This is a genomic window from Cyanobacterium stanieri LEGE 03274, assembly GCF_015207825.1.
GTDB lineage: Bacteria > Cyanobacteriota > Cyanobacteriia > Cyanobacteriales > Cyanobacteriaceae > Cyanobacterium > Cyanobacterium stanieri_B.
Genome location: NZ_JADEWC010000011.1, coordinates 58,652 through 79,192, shown reverse-complemented (window position 1 = coordinate 79,192; position 20,541 = coordinate 58,652). Strand labels below are relative to the sequence as shown.

The following is a 20,541-nucleotide window of genomic DNA, read 5'->3' as shown; positions in this document are numbered from 1 at the left end:
TGATTTTTAAAACGTAGAAAATAACGTAATAATTATTCTCTTTAACCATTTAGTTTAAATTGATATTTAAGTGATATAAAAATTTTCATTATCTGGTAAACTCAATCGAAAACCAACCATTGCAATGGTTAAAATACCTGATAAAGTGGGGAAAAAAGTATATTCTTTACTCATGTCTTTGCATCTAACATTAATAGGATAAGAGATTAAACCTTGTTTTCTTAGTTGAATAATTATTCCCTGATTAATAGCAGTAGAAATAATAACTCCAGGTATTAATTTTTTTTCTAACTTCTCAATAAGAGGAGTAGGGGCGATCGCACTTCCTAATGTACGAGCAATACGACAGTTTTTCCACGCAGTTAATTTATTAAGTTCATTATTTTTAAATTCTTGATTTGTACCAAAATATCTTAAAGAAAAGTTTAATTGATAAATGTCCTTAGCACGAGCGGTTATTTCAATATAATCTCCATTATTAATAAATTCATAATATCTTAATAAATGAATCGGATCTAAAATAGTTTCATCAACTTCATCTACTAAAAAATTATGAGGATCTTTAATTAATAAACTTTCAAATAAACTCTCTCTAAATTGAAATAAAGGGGCATAAGTTGCTGTAAAAATTTCAGCATATTCTTTCAAATCTTCCGCTACGTCTCGATGTTCTTTAAATACACTTTCAAACTCTTCAATTTTATTAATTCCCTTCTTTATATTCTCATAATCTTCAGGATATTTAGCTTTAAAATAATTTTTAACGAAAATCTGTCCACCTTTAATATATCTCCACTTGTTTTGAATATCTTTAATAGAACTTTTACTGATATTTTCAGCACCCTTGAGTATTTTCATTCGATAACGATAATATTTCCAATCTTTATTACCACCTAAAATATTTTGCATAGTTTGAAAAAGTGTAATAACTAAATTACTTTCTGGTAAACTTTCTAGTTTTTCTTCTAATTCTAATAAAGGTTTAGCTATTTCTAAAAATGCTTCTGATTTCCAATAAATATCTAAAAAAGGACGTTGAAGACAAACCAATTTTTCTAGTTTTTCTGTTAATGCTTTTCTACCTCCTTGAATGTCCAAATCAGTAATATTTTCTTCCCATGCTTTTGATGGTAAATAAGCGATCGCACCTGAGGGAATATCTGTGATTTTCTTCCCTAAAACTCTTCCTACTCTCCCTAATCTTTGCCAAAAACTAAAATAATCTCTGGTGGAAAAAATTAACCAATCTAAATTTTGTCTATCAGGTTGAGGATTTTTTTCAAAATTAAAACCGACATCAACAGTGCTAGTTGCTAAAATAACTTGTTTTTCTGCGGAAATAGCCCTTTCTGCTTGAGAAGTTGAACCTGTAATTCTGCCAAAATAAGTATCTAAATTAGCTGATTTTAATAAGTCTGATAAACGATTAATATAGTCTTTAGAATCTAAAATAACCGCTCCATTTTGTTCAGGATAATTACTAATTTTTTTGATAACTTCTTCTTTGATTTCAGTTAACAAAATATCTTTATCTAATAGTGGTCTAATTTCTAAATTAACTGCTGTTTGAGAAGGAATTAAATTCTTATTTTCACTTTCACCATCAACATAGGCAATTTTTACTCCTTCTTGCCCTAATAATTTTAAGGCTTCATTACAAGCTGGTTCTGGTGTTGCAGTTAAAAGAATAATTTTGCGATTATTTTTAAAAAAACCAAATACATGAGATAAAGCTAAATAGAAAAATAAACTAACTAATTGTTTAGCACTATAAAGATGAAATTCATCAAAAATAACAGTAGAAAATTTACTATAAAATTGACTAGCAATATTATCTTTATCTAAGTGATTATAAGCAAAGAAAGTGGCATAATAAAAAATATCAGGGTTAGTAACTAATAATAAAGGTTTATTTTCACCAATTTCTGGAAAAATTGTGCTAGGATTACGCAAAACATTATATAGTTTTTCTCCTGATCTTCTACCAACTCTATTATCACTCCATTGTTTAATTTCTTTGGCAGAAGCCGATTTAACAATATGAGGTAAATTAGCTTCTTTGACAAATTTAATTGCCGCCTCTGTTTGTTGTGTAATCAAAGCATTAGTAGGGGCAACATAAATCGCAGTTTTAGTGGGGTTATGTAACAAAGTGCTTAATCCCGCCTTGGTTTTTCCTGTACCTGTAGGGGCTAAATCCAAAATTAAATCATGGGTTTTAGCTTGTTCAAAAACATCTACTTGATGTTGTAAGGCAGTTTGCATAAATTCTAATTCAGGTGGTAAAGTACCACATTTAGCGATACTTCTTGCTTCTAATTTAATGGATATATTGTGATTATTCATTATTTTTATTCTGTTAAGATTGACAAAATTTAAGATTAGCTGGAACAATAAAATCATCTATTCGCCATGCTTCTCCTTCAAACTGTAAATTTTTGAGTATGGAAACAGGAGGAATCGCTAAAATGTCAAAAGAAAAATAGCTAATATTTTCAGGTAAATCTGCTGAATTTAAGTAAGTTTTACATGGATATTTTGCCGTGGGTAAATATTCAATTAATGATTCTTTTTTAACTGTTATTTTTACTTTACTTTTAAATTTTCCTACTCTTATATATTCAGGTAATTCTACTTCTCCAAAAACAATAGTTTCAAATAAATTACCTCTTTCTATCATCTTTAATCTTCCTGTCTGTGGAAAATTACTAGGGCGATAAGATGATGGCTTTTTACCTGTCCGTTTTAAAGGTAAATCTTCACGATTAATCACTACTCGATTATTACTCATCGCAAACCAATAAGCATCAGATAAAGCATTAAATCTTTCAAAACGATAGGAAATATGATTATCTATTGCCCATGCTGGTAGGATATAACAATCTAAATCTGATAAATCTTCAATATAAGTAGGTTTAGTGGTTGCTGTTCCTGTTAAACGATAAGGAGAATAAGCCCAACCTAAAGCATAAGCTAGGGCATAATTGCCAATAACACCTTCTGTATAGTAAGTATCAGATAATTCTCTGGACGCAAAGAAAACAGGTTCAGCGCACCATAATTCAATTATTTGAGCTTTTTTACAAGTAGGAAACGTTACTTTTTTTTCTGCCAAATCTGACTTTAAATGTGACATCAATTATTCTCACTATAAATAAAGGTTGTGCAGTGGGCATTGCCCACAAAATTTTCGTTAGTCGATACAATTCAATTTAGGTTACTTACCTTTTGATTTTTTTGAGGTGTTTTCCGCAGGAATTTGACGATAAGATTCGTAAGTTTTATTTAAACGGGCTAAAAATTCTTCTTGTTTTTCCATTGACCAATTTGTATCAATATCAGCAACTAAATTATTTAATTCTTCTTCATTTAATTGCACAGAAATTCCTCTTTTATTAGTCCATTGATTGATAATAGATTTCACTGCATTGACTACACTATCTTTTTGTAAGGGATGTTCTAAAGTGACATTATCAGTCTTGCTCAATAAATCAAAAACTTGTTGTACTAACTCTAAAGAACTAGGTAATTCAGCAAAACCACCAAAAACCCCTAAAATTTCATTATCCATTCTACCCACTCGACTTGATACTGCACCATAACGAGTAGTTAACAGAATGTTTCCTACTGCATACCGTAATTCATCGGCAGTAACGTCTTTCAGGGTAACAATATCCAGAAAATGAACACTCGGCTTAATATACTCACTGGTATTTAACGCTGTTGATGCTTTACCCGTTTCATCTCGCATTGTACCATTTTCATATAAAGCATTGATAGTGCGATCGCCTATTAACTCTGTACTAGGAAGGATAGAAAAAGCATCCTCAGTCCAAACTCGACTTTTTTGCGCCCCTTCACCCCCTGCGGCAAAACCATAGAGAAAACAATCAATACACATTTCACAGGGTGCATTAGTATTTAACGAACAAATAGTATCTCCTTTAGCATTATACAATAGGTTATATTGTCTTAAAAATTCACGCCCTTTGCGTCTTTCTGGGGCAATTTGTTTCCGTTTTGTCATTACTAAACGGGGTATAATTTCGGTATTTTCTAGCCCTGCTTGAACAAACTCACTGGACATTGGTTCACCACTTCCTTCTGTACGGAAAATAGTTTCTGATTGAGTGGTTCTTAAAACGACTAAACTAATGGTTCTACCTTTGGGAAAATTTTCGTAAGTTGAGGCTAAAAAAGAGCTTAATTTTTCAATGGACATAATTTTCTCCTATTATTTAATGATTAATTGAATTTGATAGAGTAGATTTGGTTTTTGTTTGTCTGTTTTATTCTCAGTCTTTTTGTTTGAGTTCTTGACGAGCTTCTTGTAGAAAGAATAAATAAGCAGACTCAAGGGTTTTTTTATCACTCAAAATTTTTTCAGGACGACATTGATAAATCTCCTCAAATATTTTTCGTAAAACTTGATAATATTCCTTAATTTGCTCATATTTATTTGCCCCAACTCCATGTTCACGAATCCGATCTAAACGGTTATGATACTCCTGAGTTAAAGAAGCAAAAACGACATCCCAATCCAAATGAGATTTACGAGAACGAATTGCTTTTAAAAATTCAGCAAAAGGTTCTACTTGAGAAGTCCGTTTAAAAGAACTTCCCCTTAATTTCCCAACTTCAGCAAGATGAGCCGCTTCTTTGAGATATTGAGTTAATAACTGATGTTCATTAGGCATAAGACTATCCAGTAAAGTAAATAAAGGTTGACAAATTTTCCCCCAAAAATATTCAAAATTAGGGTCTTCTTTTTCTCGTAAAATCCACCTTAAAATTACGAAATAATAATCTAAAGGTTTTTTAGCAGTACAAGCTAATTCATAAAGACAATCATTCCATTTTTTAGGACTAGAAATAATAAAAACAATTTCCCCTAAACAACGTAACCTAGTTAAAATTTTCTCGGCAGTATCATTAATTTTTCTTTCAGTTTCGCTTAAATGTCCTTCCCGTTGATATTCACCACTACTTAATAATGGTTGTAAACTAGATGGTATTCCTTCGACTCTGGCAAAATAATTGTTAGTTGTTTCAATTTCCAAGTTATTACTGAGAATAAAAGGAAAGCCAAAATCAACTGCTAAAGAGATTTCTAAAGCTAACCTCAGAGACTTTAATAAAGCTACAGAATTATTGACATCACCCCACAAAACAGGAAGAATAACTGTTGAATGAATAAAATCTGGGCGTTTAGGAAAAGCAAAACCAACGACTTTATTAGCTTTCCAGTCCATCTCATTGTCTCGATAAAGTTTAGTTTCATCGACACTAACAGTTCCCCATTCTCCGTTGGTTTCTGTCGTTCTTTCCAAAAAATATCGCCAAATCCTCAATAATTCTGGACTTGAACCTTGAGGTAAAGCAAAATGAAGATATAAAGGCTCTTGTTTTGCAGAATTTGGAAAATTAGCCCCTACTGCCATTAATTGATAAGCTAACGCAGAAATTGAATCTCCTTGCCTTTTTGGTTCAGCACTAATACCACCGGGAAGACGGTTAGAAAATGATTGCACTTTCGTTTCTGGAGGCATTTCACGGGAAATTAATTCTTGTATCTCCATTGAAGTATTCCCTAAAGAACATCTTTTGCGAGGATTAGCTTCTATATAAGCGTTTAATTCTTGTTGACCTTGCCATGTTCTTTTTTGCGGTAAATTAAGTATTTTAGCAACAGCTTTAATCATTTCTTCTGATACTTGAGAAGTAGATGATTCTACTTTTTTCCTCATTTCAAAAGAATCCTTTAACATAGTCAAAATTTCCTCAAAATTATTGACTGCTTTTACTGCAAATAAACAACGTCCATACAAAGCATCAAAAAGTTTAAGAACCTCTCTTTTTTCTGGGGATAAATTTAAATAATCATATATTTTTTGCCATGATTGTTCAGGTGTTAATCCTGCCCCTTTTTTGCCATAACTAACGTAAATAGCTTTTAACCCTTCACTAATAGCAAATTCTTCATCATTACTAACAGGAATTAAACTCAAATTTTTAGCTTGTAAAATAGCTTCTTCTCCAGCTTTTCCACCGTGTTTATTAATATCCTGACTAAGTTTATCTGCTTTATAACTAGCTTTTTTCTTTTCTAATAAGGCTTGAACTTGAATTAAAGTTTCTTCTAAATCTTGATTAATTGCTTTATCATCAATCTTAATTCCGCTAGTAGTAGCTTTAACCAATTGTTCAATATTTCCCCCAAAAACTCGATTTATTTTTTGTTGCCAAATTTGGGCAATTTCTGGAGTTAAATCATGTTCAGGAAAACTTTTTCCCTCAAATAATTCACCGTCAGGAAAAATAGCTAAAGGAGTTAAATTATATTTTGTTAAAACATCTTCACAAGCACCTAATAGCAGAGAAGTCAAATAACCTCTATCCTCAGAAATAGTAACTTTAAAAAGGTTGCTTACTCTACCTAAAGCAACAGTTAACTCATTTTCTACTTTCCGAATACGCTCAGATTCAGAGATTCCTAAATCAAATAAGTCCGCACCAATTAACATTGCTGACCATTTCTCTATATTCTCATCTTCAGGTAAAAAACGCATTCCATCACTGGCACTATGCCCTGAGTGCCTTTCAATTAAACGTCTGACTAACTCAAAATCTTCCTCTGTTTTCACTAAATCAATAACACAGGCTTTCTCTAATTGTTCTGTTAAAAATTCTCGATTTCTCGCTAACTGTTTAACATTTCTTCCTGTTTCATCCAATTTGTTTAAATCATGTACGGCAGTAGCCGAGAGGATTTTTCCTCTTTTTTCTTCATCAACCTTAGCCATTTTTGTTACTGTAAGTACAAATTGACAGGCTGAGTCTAAATGTTCTGCTAAAGTTTTGCCTTTGCGACTACCATATTGATAATGTTTACCATGATTTTCATACAGTTTAGGACGAATTTCAGCAAAATATCGCTCATCTATAGATTTTGCTTGTCTATTTAATAAACTTGGCATTTTTATCTTTCCTTTTTCAAGAGTAGGAGAATATATCCCCTACTGATATTAATAATTTGCTTATATTGCGATCGCTGTTTAAATTACTAAGCGATACTCGTGTTTTTGTCCTTCAATACGTCTCTTTTCAAATTCATAACCTTCTTTTCTTAAGAGGTGCATGGTTGCAGAAAATCGATGGCTAATACTTTCCACTAATTCATCGGAAGAATACCACGCACCATCTGACATTAATTCAATCATGCGATCACAAAGATTCTTTTTCATTAAAAACCTCCATAAGTTAATTTTTTGTTGCGAACTAGAGTTTCTATCCCTTAACCTATAAAGTAAGAAGATTTATCAAATAATGGGTTAGGGTAAATTTCCTAGCTCGTTTTTAATATAACATATTTTTTATTGTTAGCAATGTGATTAATTTGTTTTGTTCTTCATTGAAAAACCAAAGACATTAAGTTTTAGTTAAAATAATATAGTCAATACCTATAAGGGATTGAAACAGCAAGGTGATAAATGGAAATTTTTTACGAAACCAAATAATACCTTTAAGGGATTCTGAGTCAGAGCTTAACTCTGGCTTTTCTTTTTGCAATTCTAATTTCATTTAAATACTGTCCGTAAGTTATCGATACCACCATAATAAACTAGTAAAATAGAAATAACAACAAAATATAAATATAAAATACACGGACATTTTGTATGACGAGAAAAAATCAAGCTGTCACCCTATCCATTGGCGAAAGAGAAAAGAAGGCCTTGGAAAATTTGGCTTTGGAATTTGGTAAGACTTGGGGGGATAAACCTAATGTATCGAAGTTAATAAAGGCGATCGCCCTTAAACAATTAAAGATAATAGTCAATGATGATTGGAATAGTCAAAGAATAGAAACCTTAGAAAAAGCGAGAAAATTACTATTAGACTTCGGTTTTATCCTAGAAGCAGAAGAAATTGCCCGAATATTGATAGAAAGAAGCGAATTACAAGACATCTTTATAACCCGTGAAATTGAGCAATTTTTAGCAAAACCAAAACCCCTATGGCGTAACAACATTGAAAACTTCATTAAAAGACAACAACCCTTTAATTTGATTTATCAAGACGCTTCCGAAAACCTGTGGAACTTTAGTATAGTTCACGGACAATTAAAGATAATAGAAAAACATCAATACTTAATCTGTACCTGTCAAGAAACAGAAGGAAATGAAGACATAATAGAATTAAAGCATAATCGAACATTAAGACTCGATCGCATCCAGGAAGCCGTAGTAAACCCCCTAAAATTAGCATGGCAACCAGAATTAGATATGATTGAAGTGCAATTTAAACTATATGGAAGATTAGCCTTCAGTTATGGAAAAGAAGAAATCAAACAAGATGATATTTTCCAAGGAGAGATAGAAGGTAACCCCCCATCTCGATTAATTATCCGTAAAGTTTCAAGTAGCTTTTGGTTTTTTAGGGAAATGGCTAAATATTGGGATGAATGCGAAATAATTGCCCCATTATCTCTCAGGGAAAAATTTTCTCAAAAATTATCCGCCCTCCATCAAATCTACAGGGAAAATCCTTCGGAGGATGGCTAAAATAGTAATAGCAACCAAGTCTATTATTACTCTTCTATGCAGATTTACCTTGATTCCTGTGCCACTACTGCCCCTCGTCAGGAAGTAATTAACCTCATGCAGAAGACTTTACAACAGGGATGGGGTAATCCTTCTAGTTTGCATCATTGGGGAGAAAGGGCTAGTCTAACCCTCGAAAAAGCAAGGTGGCAGGTTGCGTCTCTAATTAATGCACCTTCCCCCGATTCAATTATTTTTACATCAGGAGGCACGGAAGCCGATAACTTGGCGATATTTGGGATTACTGCTCAATATTCTAATCCTCAACATATCATTATATCTGCAGTGGAACACAGTGCGATCGCCCTTCCGGCCCAAATGTTAGAGGATAAAGGATGGCAAGTAACCCGTTTACCAGTCAACCGTAAAGGCAGAGTTAACCCCCAAGACTTAGCCCAAGCCATTCAAGATAATACTGTTTTAGTCTCTATTATCTACGGGCAAAGTGAAGTAGGCACCATTCAACCCATCAAAGAATTAGCCACCATTGCCAAAAAAAATGGGATTTTATTCCACACCGATGCCGTGCAAATAGCAGGGCGTTTAACCATTGACGTGGAAGATTTAGCAGTGGATTTATTATCCCTTTCCGCCCATAAATACTATGGCATTCAAGGGGCAGGGGCTTTATATATCCGTCAGGGAGTAAGATTACAACCCCTCAACGGTGGCGGAGGACAAGAAAAAGGTTTAAGATCAGGTACACAGGCATTAGGTGCGATCGCATCTATGGGTTTAGCATCCCAATTAGCCCAAGAGGATTTAGAATCCGAAAGCCTGAAACTAAGAGAATTAAGAGACTATCTTTTTGAACTATTATCCCCATGTCACCATTTAGTCATTACAGGGGATTTATTGCACCGGTTGCCCCATCATGCTAGTTTTCTTATAAAATCAGATTCAGGGCAACTGACAGGGCGTAAAATGGTCAGAGAATTAAACTTTGCAGGTATCGCTATCAGTGCAGGTTCAGCTTGTAACAGTGGTAAAACTCAGCCATCTAAAATCCTCCTTGCCATGGGTTACAATCCACAAGAAGCCGTTAAAGGCATTAGAATAAGTTTAGCTCATCACACCACCAAGGAAGATATAGAATGGACTGCTATGGTAATAAAGCAAATCATTAAACGTATTCTCGAGACAGAATAACTCACAAGGTATGATAATTTTTTGTGTCTGAGTAATCCATTATCAAGGGAATAGAGTCAAATTAACTTTGCAAAGATTGTAAACGGGCAAACTCTTGATCAAATATTTGTAAATCAATGTTATCATCTTCCTGTTCAAAGAGCGATCGCCTTAATTGCCCTAAATAGATAGGATAAGTAAAACCATCACCATGGTATTGCGCCCTTGCCCTAACGGTTAACTTAGCATCACCATCAGTGGCACTTCTGCCATAGGAAAATAAATCAACGGCGGCTTGTTGTAGAGTCGCTTCCAATTGCTCTTTAGTAATATCATTAGATACAGCAATTACCGCTTGATTAGCGCCATTGTCATAAACGAGGTTAAAGCGAGTAGCATTGGGGATAGTCGGGCGCCCAAATAAGCCTAAACTTAAGCCAAATAAGCCAATGGTTAACACTATCATAAAGCCTGTCGCACCCACAAAGCGGAAACGAAAACCCCATTTAAAAATAAATCCGAGAATGGCCAAAATTAAAAATGCAATGGTGCCATAGGCAGACCATAATGTATAAGTGGCAAAGTCTAAAGTAGATTCCATAAATGTAATTGATAATTGAAGGAATGGAGAATAGGGAATGGAGTAAAAATTACCATAACCCATCATGCAATGAATTTCACGGCTAAGAGTCAACGTTCAATAAATTGAACTAAAATTCATTATTTAAATATATTTGTTAATTAATTTTATTAGTTTACTCTGTATAGAGGATTTACCCTAATTCCTAATACCTAACACCTAATACCTGACACCTGAAACCTAAAAATTAGGCTTCGTTTAAAGCAGCGATACCGGGTAATACTTTACCTTCTAATAACTCTAAACTTGCACCACCACCAGTGGAAATGTGGCTCATTTTTTCGGCTACCCCTACTTTTTCTACCGCCGCTACGGAGTCTCCACCGCCGATGATAGTAATTGTACCACCTTCAGTTAATCCTGCAAGGGTATGGGCGATCGCCTCTGTACCTTGAGCAAATTTATCAAATTCAAACACACCCATAGGGCCATTCCAGATAACGCTACCACAATCAGCGAGGGCATCTTGGAAAGTTTTAATAGCATCAGGGCCAATATCTAAGCCCATCCAACCATCGGGAATATTTTCCACCGCAACGGTTTGAGCATTAGCATCGGGGGCAAAATTATCAGCTACCACCACATCAGTAGGTAATAAAAATTCCACTCCTCTTTCTTTTGCCTTAGCTTCCAAAGCCTTAGCCAATTCTAACTTATCTTCCTCAACCAAAGACTTACCCACAGCCAAACCACGGGCTTTGTAGAAAGTGAAAATCATTCCACCACCGATGATGAGTTTGTCACATTTTTCCAGTAAAGTTTCAATTACCCCAATTTTACTAGAAACCTTAGAACCACCAATAATGGCTACTAGAGGGCGTTTAGGGGCTTCGATGGCTTTTTGTAAAAATTCTAATTCCTTCTCAATCAAGAAACCTGCCACAGAAGTAGAAAGATGGTGAGTAACCCCCTCAGTAGAAGCATGGGCGCGGTGGGCAGTACCAAAAGCATCATTTACGTATAAATCAGCGTTACTAGCTAATTTTTTGGCAAATTCAGCGTCATTGGCTTCCTCTTCCTTATAAAAACGGAGATTTTCGAGTAATGCTACATCGCCATTATTCAAACCATTAACAGCGGCAGTGACGGCATCACCAATACAATCATCACATTTAACAACATTTTTACCCAATAACTCGGATAAACGTACACCCACAGCGGTTAAACGCAAACTATCTTTTACCTCACCCTTGGGACGCCCCATATGGCTACATAAAATTACTTTTGCTCCTTTTGAGGTTAATTCGTTAATGGTGGGCAAAGCGGCTCTAATACGGGTGTCATCGGTGATTTTTCCGCCGTCCATGGGTACGTTAAAATCAACCCTGACTAATACTCTTTTTCCCTCTAAATCTGATGCGCTTAAATTTGCAATAGTTTTTTTTGCCATGGATATATGTCCTTTTGTTTATCAAAAATTTAATATATTTAAAGTAAAAAACTTTACTCTTTGCAAATTTTACAATGATGATGGACAATTCACAATTGATAATGGTTTTGTTTGATTCTCATATTCATGGTGTTATATCAAGTTCGGCAAATTCGTTATAAATAGATTGTACCTTTGCCCATTACCCATTCCCTATTGCCAAAGTAAACTAAAAATCATACCTTAACCAATTTCACTGACTACCGTTTCTAAAAAATGTAATTTTTCGGTTAAAACTTGAAAATCAAAAGGTTTACTGATGTAGTCATCCATTCCTGCCTCAAAACAGCGTTTTTCATCATTTTTTGTCGCATTAGCCGTCATGGCGATAATATAAGGTTGTTGGGAATTTTGAATATTTTTTCTAATCCACTGGGTGGCGCTTAAACCATCCATTTCGGGCATTTGCATATCCATCAGCACAATATCATAACTATTTTCCTCAAAGGCTTCTACCACTTTTAAACCATTGGTGGCGATGGCGGGGGAATAGCCCAATTTTTTTAGTAATAAAAGGGCGACTTTTTGATTGACGGGGTTATCTTCTGCCACTAAAATTCGCAAACTATTATGGGCTTTTTTGTCTGAGGTGAAACAATTTTGTTGCTTAACTGACAGCGCCCCCAGGGCTTTTTGGGGCAAATGGATAGAGATATTTTCCCCACTCACTTTTAATTTACTTTCCGATGCCGCAATACCTTGGGAAACCGACTCAGGGGCGATCGCACCTACTACCTTTATAGTAAAATAAAAATTAGAACCAAAACCCAACTCACTACTAAACCAAATATCACCTCCCATCAACCTAGCCAAACGACGACTAATCACCAAACCCAAACCCGTGCCTCCATAGCGACGATTTATCGCCCCATCCGCTTGTACAAAAGGATTAAACAACTTCTCCTGATTTTCCTTAGCAATACCAATGCCCGTATCCTTCACCACAAATTGAATTAAATAACCATCCTCCCCATCATCAATCCTCGTAACCTCCACCGTTACCCCCCCTTGTTTCGTAAACTTTAAAGCATTACCAATTAAATTAATCAACACCTGTCGCACACGCCCCACATCTCCCCGCACATATACAGGAGTATCAGATGCCCATAACAACCTCAAATCTAATCCCTGACTTTTTGCTTGAAAACTAAGCAAATCAATCACATTCTTAATACACTGTTGTAAATTAAAATCCTCAGACACTAAATGTAATCTCCCCGACTCAATCTTAGAAAAATCTAAAATATCATTAATAATCAACAACAAACTTTTACCACTATCCTCAATGGTTTGAATAAAATCATATTGCTCATCACTTAAAGAAGTATCCTTTAATAAATTGAGAATGCCAAATATACCATTAAGGGGAGTACGAATTTCATGACTCATCATCGCTAAAAATTGACTCTTAGCATCATTAGCGCTTTCGGCTTCCGCCCTCGCTTTCTCCAACAACACATTACGATTACTAGCATTCCACAAAGAATTTAAACCCCATACCAATAACCAAGAAATAACTACCCCCGCAATCAAAACCACCAGAGGAAGGGGAGATTGATTTTCTCTAATTAAACTATTGTTAGGAATAAAAGCTATTTCCCATTCAATGCCCTTATAGCTAAAATTACTATTTTTTCGCCACGACAAATTATCTTTTTCATCTTCATAGGTAGTGCTATAAATCAACGAATTGTTATCATAAATAAAAACTTCATAACCATTAATAGTTTCATCCCTTAATAGAAAATTAAATAAAGCATCAGTGTTAAATACCCCCACAATAAAACCATCAAATTCATCATCAATAAATATAGGATTATAAATAATAAAACCCTCTCCCCCTTGAACTAAATTAACCTGAGGACTAATATAACTTTCTCTAATTTCCCTTGCTTTTGTTAAAGATTCTAATCTTTTTTCTTCAAAAGTTAGATCTAAATTTAAAGCCTTTTCATTTCCCTTCTCAGGGACAATCCAGCGTACAATATAATCAGTATCAACCCAATGTATTGCCTGATAACCAGCTCTATTTAATAAAAAATTGGTAACATCATTTTCCCACTCTAAACGGTTATAACCTTTTCTAAATTGCCAACCTTTCACAAATCTTTGTAACCCATTTATTTCTGCTTCTAATTTACGTTGAATTTTATTTTCAGTATTAACTAATTGAGCTGAAATTTGTTGTTCAATTTGTTCTTTTTCCCTTATAGTCAAAAGATGGAAAAGAAAAAAAGAAACCCCTGTCATGGTGATGCCCAAGGATATGATTAACAAATTTTTGTATTTTATTAATGTCATGAATATTCGCCCAACCCTGATATTTTAGGGATAAATGAAATAAAGGAAGAATCATTAAAAGAAAAACATAGGGTTTTTCATGTTATAAATCAAATATAGAGACTATTCCGAGTATTTAAAAAATTTTAGCCAAGATTTTCTTGGTTCGGAATATCAAAATAGATATTTTATTCCTCCTCTTGTTATGATTCCCAAAAAACTTATCTTACAAAACTTTCTTAGCTATCGTCAGGCTACTTTAGATTTTGATGGTTTACACACGGCTTGTATCTGTGGCGCTAATGGCGCTGGAAAGTCTTCTTTATTAGAAGCCATTACTTGGGCTATTTGGGGTAAAACAAGGGCAAAAGGTAGTGAAGATGTCATTCATTTAGGGGAAAAAAATACTAGGGTTGATTTTGAATTTAGTTATGGTGGGCAAGTTTATCGTGTTATTCGTACTAAACAAAGAAAAGGAAGCTCAACTTTAGATTTTCAAATTTTTAGCCATGATAATTTTAATTCTATTTCAGCAAAGGGGATAAATGAAACCCAAGAAAGAATTAATGATTGTTTAAAGATAGATTATGATACTTTTGTTAATTCTGCTTATTTACAGCAAGGGCAAGCGGATAAGTTTATGACTTATGCGGCTGCTCAAAGAAAGGAGATTTTGGTTAAATTACTTAAGTTGGATGAGTATGACAAAATTGCTGATAGGGCAAAGGAAATGGCGAAGGGTTATACGGAGGAAAAAAATCGTCTTCAGGGGCAGTGGGATTTATTGGAAAATAAGTTGGAGGAGAAGGAAAGTCATCTTTTTGCCCTTGATAATGTTAATCAAGATTTGGTTTATCATCAAAATGAGCATAATAATGCTGAAAAAAGTTTAAAGGAATTTCAAGTTTTAGGCACTCAAAGAGATACGGTAGAGAAAGAGTTGATATGGCAAAATAATCAGTTATTAGAGATTAGGAGTAATCTTGATAAGTTGGTGGAGGATAAAAGATTATTGCTTGAGGAGATGGAGAGTTTAAGGGATAGGATGGGCAAAGAGGATGAGATTATTAATAATTATCAATATTGGGAAAAGTGTTTGGCGGAAGATACAATTTTGACGGAAAAATTGAAGGAGTATAAGAGGTTAATAAGTGAAAGAAATAATTTAGAGGAAACTTTACGGCAAGGAATTAATGATTTAGAGCAAAATATTAGTAATGTTAATTTCCGCTTGGGGCAATTGGAAGATGATAAGTTAGAAAAAGAAAAGATTGTCGCTAATAAGGATGACGTTATTAATGATTTAGCACAGTTTAAATATTACCATGATAAATTTGTTCAGTTGGACTTAGTTAAAAATGATTTTTATTATTTACAACAGCAGGAATCTAGTTTAATTAAGGAGTTAGAAAAGGAGGAGGCTAAATTATCTGCTAAAGTAGAGCAATTAGAAAAACAAGAGTATCCTTTACAAGAAAAGTTACAACAAATTCCTGAGGTTAGAAAACAATATTTTGATGTTTCTCAAGAGTTAGATAGTATTGGTAAACAAAGGAATTATTTAACTAGGATTGAGGAAAAAAAGGCTAATCAATTAGCAGATAAAAAACGATTTTTAGGTTACAAAAATGATATTCATCAACAGATTGAGGAAATTAATCAAAAGTTAAATACTTTACGGGCTGATAATGATGCTGTTTGCCCTGTGTGTGAGTCTCCGTTAGATGATGCCCATCTTCGTCATGTTATTGATAGTGGCTTGAAGGAGTTAAAAAATCTCGAAAATTCCTATTGGCAATATGATTCTGATATTATAAAGTGCGATCGCACTTTAGCCGAATTAAATAAAGAATATCAAGATTTACAACGTCAATTAAGTAAGGAAGAAGGTTTACAAAAGGAGTGTGCTAGATTAGAAAATTATCTTAATAGCATGGATGATGTTTATGAACAATTAGAAGAAATTTCCACGCAAAAAAATAATTTAATTCTTCTTATCGATGCTCAAAATTATCTCCCTGATATTAATCAAGAATTAAGCGAAGTTAAAGAGAAAATAAAAGCCTTAAATTATAGTGAGGAAACCTATAGTTTAGTTAAAGAAAATGAATATAAATATCGTTGGGCTGAAAGTAATCATCAAAAATTATTGGATGCTGAACAGAAAATTTCTACTATTGAACAAGATATTAATAAATATACAACAGAATTAAGTAGTTTTACAAAACAATTAGAAGATTTAAAAAATAACTCAAATATACAACAAAATATTGAAGATGTTAACCAAAAAATATTAAAAATTAATTACACTGAAGAATATCATGAACAGGTAAGGAAAAAAATTCAAGAATTACAAAATTATCAATTTGAGTATTCAAAACTAGAAGATGCTAAAAAAAGAATACCATCATTAGAAAATAAAATAAGTGAATATCAAGAAAAAATAGTTAAATATAATCAAGAAATTCAAGAAAAAGAAGCAAACATTAATGACTTAAAACAAAAATTATCAACCCTTGTTGACTATAAAGAAGAAATCAACAAACTTCAACAACAAGTAAACTTGACTAGAACCAAAATAAATGAGTTTTTAAGTAAAAAAGGAAGTATAGAACAATCTTTAGATAATATTAAAAAAGATGAAAAACAACTAAAATATATACAAAAAGAACTTAAAGATATAGAGAAAAACTATCGTATTTATGCCGAATTACAAAAAGCATTTGGCAAAAACGGTATTCAAGCCCTAATGATAGAAAATCTTTTACCTCAATTAGAAGCCGAGGCAAATCAAATTTTAAGTCGTCTGACTAATAATCAATTACATATCCAATTTATTACCCAAAAAGAGAAAACAACTAAATCGAAAAAATCTAAGTCAAATTTTAAAGATACCCTTGATATTATCATCTCCGATGCCCAAGGAACAAGGTCTTATGAAACCTATTCGGGGGGTGAAAGTTTTCGGATTAATTTTTCTATTCGTCTTGCCCTTTCCCGTATTTTGACCCAAAGATCGGGTACGGCGCTACAATTATTAATTATTGACGAAGGTTTTGGTACTCAAGACGACACAGGTTGTAACCTCCTGATAGGTGCTTTAAATAAGATTGCCGATGATTTTGCCTGTATTTTGACTGTTACCCATATGCCCCAATTTAAAGAGGCTTTTCAATCTCGTATTGAGGTATATAAAACCGATAACGGCTCTCAAATTAGTCTCTCGGTTTGATGGTGTCACCTTATATTTCTCTTTGACTGTACAATGGGCATTGTAGAGTTTGAGTATATATTATATGCGTATTTTAATCATGGGGGGGACTAGATTTATTGGGGTTTCCCTTACCAAAATGTTAGTAAATCAAGGCCATGAAGTGGTTTTATTTAACAGAGGTAATAACCCCGCCCCCGTGGATGGTATTCAACAAATTAGGGGCGATCGCACTTCAGCGGTACAATTACAAGAAAAGTTAAAAGGAGAAAAATTTGACGCCATTTTTGACAACAACGGGCGCACCTTATCAGATACAAAACCCCTTGTAGATTTATTTTATGATCAAGTATCCCATTTTGTCTATGTAAGCTCGGCGGGGGTTTACTTACCATCCCATCAGATGCCCCACCGAGAAGATGACCCTCTCAACCCCGAAAGTCGTCACCGAGGTAAATTTGAAACCGAAGCCTACCTTAAACAATCGGGTATCCCCTTCACTTCCATTCGCCCCGTGTACATCTACGGCTCAGGCAATTATAATGATCTCGAAAACTGGTTTTTTGATCGTTTAGGGCGTAATTTACCCATACCAATTCCCCACCATGGTTTATATATTACTCAATTTGGTCATGTGGAAGACTTAGCATCAGCCATGACAAGGGTATTAGGTAATAGTAAAGCCATAGGACAAATATATAACATATCGGGCGATCGTTTTACCACCTTCACAGGATTAGCCCTTGCTTGTGCCTCCGCCATGGGAAAAAATCCCAATGACATTGATATTAGATATTATGACCCCAATCAAATTGATATAGGAAAAAGAAAAGCATTTCCCATCAGAATGCAACACTTTTTTACCGATATTTCCAAAGCCCAAAAAGACTTATCATGGCAACCTAAATATGATTTAATTTCAGGGTTAAAAGAATCATTTGAAAATGATTACTTAGCTAATCAAAGAGATAAAAAAGACACCGATTTTAGTGTAGATGAACAAATTATTGCCCACCTTGAAAGTCACTAAATAGACAATTATCCGTATATTAAACCCAAGATTTTTGATAAAATCAAGGTAACAACGACAACGCCTTTTATACCCATGCCTAATAATCTTCTTCACGCTCAAAGTCTTTACCTACGTAAACACGCCCACAACCCCATAAACTGGTATTCTTGGGGTGAAGAAGCCTTAAATAAAGCAAAACAAGAACAAAAACCTATTTTTCTTTCCATTGGGTATTCTAGTTGTCATTGGTGTACTGTTATGGAAGGTGAGGCTTTTTCTGACGGTGCGATCGCACTTTACCTTAACAATAACTTTATCGCCATCAAAGTAGATAGAGAAGAAAGGCCAGACATCGACAGCATCTATATGCAAGCCCTACAAATGATGACAGGGCAAGGAGGATGGCCCCTTAATATCTTCCTTACCCCCGATGATTTAGTTCCCTTTTATGGTGGTACATATTTTCCCCTCGAACCCCGTTACGGGCGGCCAGGCTTCCTACAAATCCTTGAATCCCTCCACAACTTCTACCATCAACAAACAGACAAACTTAACAACCTTAAAAACGAAATTATCGACATCCTTCACCACAACAGCAGCTTTAACCCCAACCCCGATAACCCCATTAACTCAAAACTCCTTCTCGAAGGATTACAAAAAAATAGCCAAATTCTGGCCCGTAACCAATACGGAAGCCCCCGTTTTCCCATGATGCCCTACGGTAATACCACCCTAATGGGTATTCACTCCCTTCCCCCCGAAAGCGCCCATAAAGTCCATCAACTAGCGATAGAAAGAGGCACAGACTTAGTTAATGGCGGAATTTATGATCATGTGGGTGGTGGATTTCATCGCTATACCGTTGATTCCACTTGGACAGTTCCCCACTTTGAAAAAATGCTCTATGATAATGGTTTAATCATGGAATTTCTGGCGAATTTGTGGAGTAGTGGCACCGAAACCACCCAATATCGCACCGCCTGTGAAGGTACTTTAGCTTGGCTAGAAAGGGAAATGGCCGCCCCTGAAGGTTATTTTTATAGTTCTCAGGATGCCGATAATTTTGCTAATATTCAAGATGAAGAGCCAGAGGAAGGAGATTTTTATATTTGGCACTATCTCGACTTACAACAAATTCTCACCCATGAAGAATTAATTGCTTTTCAAGAAGTATTTACCATTAGTAATGAGGGTAATTTTGAGGGCAAAAATGTGCTACAAAAACACCCCGATAAACCTCTTAACCCTACGGTTAAAACCGCCCTTGATAAACTGTTTACCATGCGCTACGGGTGTAAACCTGATAAGGTGACTAATTTTCCCCCAGCCCGTAACAATGATGAAGCTAAATCCCTAGAGTGGTTAGGGCGTATTCCTCCTGTTACTGACACAAAGATGATCGTAGCATGGAATAGTTTAATGATTTCTGGTTTGGCAAGGGCTTTTGGCGTTTTTGGAGATAGTAAATATTTAGATTTAGCGGAAACTGCTGTTAAATTTATCCTCAAAAATCAATGGGAAAATCAAAGATTACACCGTTTAAATTATGGTAACAAAGTGAGTGTGTTGGCACAATCTGAAGACTATGCTTTTTTAATTAAAGCTCTCCTTGATTTACAACAAAATTCCTTAAATGCGGGAAATTATTGGTTAGAAAAAGCCATAAAAGTACAAGGGGAATTTGATCGTTATTGTTATGATCAAGAAAATGGAGGTTATTACAATAATGCTTATGATAATAGTGATGATTTATTAATCAAAGAGAAGGGTTATATTGATAATGCTACTCCTTCTCCTAACGGTGTTGCTGTCGCTAATTTAGTACGTCTAGGATTAATGACTGATAATTTGGAGTATTTTGATAAGGCAGAAAAAACCCTTAAGTTATTTGCTGAAAAAATGACTCAATCTCCCGTGAGTTGTCCTAGTTTATTTGTTGGGTTGAAATGGTTTTTGGATGGTAGTAGTGTGAAAAGTAATGTACAACTTTTAGCGGATTTAAATCAGTTATATTTACCAAATTTTGTGCCTTGTATTAGTAAAGATATTCCTGATAATAGTGTAGGTTTAGTTTGTCGTGGTTTATCATGTTTAGAACCTGCTTTAAGTAAAGACCAAATTATTGAGCAAATTACTATTACGGGGGGATAATCTACTTTTTTATCTTTGATATTTCCTCAAAAATATTAAAATAACTAAAATAAACAACTGATTTATCTTTGATCTAGTTTGCGGATTTAC

General features: G+C 34.4%; 13 protein-coding genes. 5 read left to right on the top strand and 8 right to left on the bottom strand.

The features are described from left to right. Positions 1-66 precede the first annotated feature (66 nt). The 5 genes from cas3 to IQ215_RS06805 form a co-directional block, all read right to left on the bottom strand. Positions 67-2,346 (bottom strand): type I-D CRISPR-associated helicase Cas3', encoded by a 2,280-nt coding sequence (gene cas3, locus IQ215_RS06825; protein ID WP_193800563.1) that lies wholly within the window; start codon positions 2,344-2,346, stop codon positions 67-69. A 13-nt stretch (positions 2,347-2,359) separates the two neighbouring features. Continuing rightward, positions 2,360-3,136, bottom strand: coding sequence for a type I-D CRISPR-associated protein Cas5/Csc1 (cas5d, locus tag IQ215_RS06820; protein ID WP_193800562.1), 777 nt, complete (start codon positions 3,134-3,136; stop codon positions 2,360-2,362). Positions 3,137-3,217: 81 nt separating this feature from the next. Continuing rightward, the gene (gene cas7d, locus IQ215_RS06815; protein ID WP_193800561.1) at positions 3,218-4,222 is read right to left on the bottom strand and encodes a type I-D CRISPR-associated protein Cas7/Csc2; all 1,005 of its coding nucleotides are present in this window, start codon (positions 4,220-4,222) and stop codon (positions 3,218-3,220) included. Between the two features lie 73 nt (positions 4,223-4,295). Then, positions 4,296-6,977: a CRISPR-associated protein Csc3 gene (locus IQ215_RS06810; RefSeq protein ID WP_193800560.1), complete on the bottom strand. Its 2,682-nt coding sequence runs from the start codon at positions 6,975-6,977 to the stop codon at positions 4,296-4,298. 78 nt (positions 6,978-7,055) lie between these two features. After that, positions 7,056-7,244 carry a hypothetical protein gene (locus tag IQ215_RS06805; protein ID WP_193800559.1) on the bottom strand — a complete coding sequence of 63 codons (189 nt, stop codon included), beginning with the start codon at positions 7,242-7,244 and terminating at the stop codon, positions 7,056-7,058. Between the two features lie 432 nt (positions 7,245-7,676). Here IQ215_RS06805 and IQ215_RS06800 point away from each other — a divergent pair, with 432 nt between their 5' ends. Both IQ215_RS06800 and IQ215_RS06795 read left to right on the top strand, forming a co-directional pair. After that, entirely contained in the window at positions 7,677-8,561 is an 885-nt protein-coding gene (locus IQ215_RS06800) for a WYL domain-containing protein (RefSeq protein WP_193800558.1), read from the top strand. A 36-nt stretch (positions 8,562-8,597) separates the two neighbouring features. After that, entirely contained in the window at positions 8,598-9,749 is a 1,152-nt protein-coding gene (locus IQ215_RS06795) for a cysteine desulfurase family protein (protein WP_193800557.1), read from the top strand. A 61-nt stretch (positions 9,750-9,810) separates the two neighbouring features. Here IQ215_RS06795 and IQ215_RS06790 read toward each other — a convergent pair whose 3' ends face one another. From IQ215_RS06790 to IQ215_RS06780, 3 genes are all read right to left on the bottom strand, one after another. Next, positions 9,811-10,329 (bottom strand): Ycf51 family protein, encoded by a 519-nt coding sequence (locus tag IQ215_RS06790; RefSeq protein WP_193800556.1) that lies wholly within the window; start codon positions 10,327-10,329, stop codon positions 9,811-9,813. A 226-nt stretch (positions 10,330-10,555) separates the two neighbouring features. Beyond that, a complete protein-coding gene (locus tag IQ215_RS06785) occupies positions 10,556-11,758 on the bottom strand; it encodes a phosphoglycerate kinase (protein WP_015221859.1) in 1,203 nt (400 codons plus the stop codon). A 222-nt stretch (positions 11,759-11,980) separates the two neighbouring features. Next, positions 11,981-14,098 carry a hybrid sensor histidine kinase/response regulator gene (locus IQ215_RS06780; RefSeq protein ID WP_241735273.1) on the bottom strand — a complete coding sequence of 706 codons (2,118 nt, stop codon included), beginning with the start codon at positions 14,096-14,098 and terminating at the stop codon, positions 11,981-11,983. 184 nt (positions 14,099-14,282) lie between these two features. Between IQ215_RS06780 and IQ215_RS06775 the strand changes: the two genes are divergently transcribed. The 3 genes from IQ215_RS06775 (at position 14,283) to IQ215_RS06765 (ending at position 20,451) form a co-directional block, all read left to right on the top strand. Beyond that, positions 14,283-17,309 carry an AAA family ATPase gene (locus IQ215_RS06775; RefSeq protein ID WP_193800555.1) on the top strand — a complete coding sequence of 1,009 codons (3,027 nt, stop codon included), beginning with the start codon at positions 14,283-14,285 and terminating at the stop codon, positions 17,307-17,309. A gap of 64 nt (positions 17,310-17,373) precedes the next feature. Beyond that, entirely contained in the window at positions 17,374-18,318 is a 945-nt protein-coding gene (locus IQ215_RS06770) for an NAD-dependent epimerase/dehydratase family protein (protein WP_193800554.1), read from the top strand. A 75-nt stretch (positions 18,319-18,393) separates the two neighbouring features. Next, positions 18,394-20,451, top strand: coding sequence for a thioredoxin domain-containing protein (locus IQ215_RS06765; protein ID WP_193800553.1), 2,058 nt, complete (start codon positions 18,394-18,396; stop codon positions 20,449-20,451). The last annotated feature ends 90 nt before the right edge of the window (positions 20,452-20,541 follow it).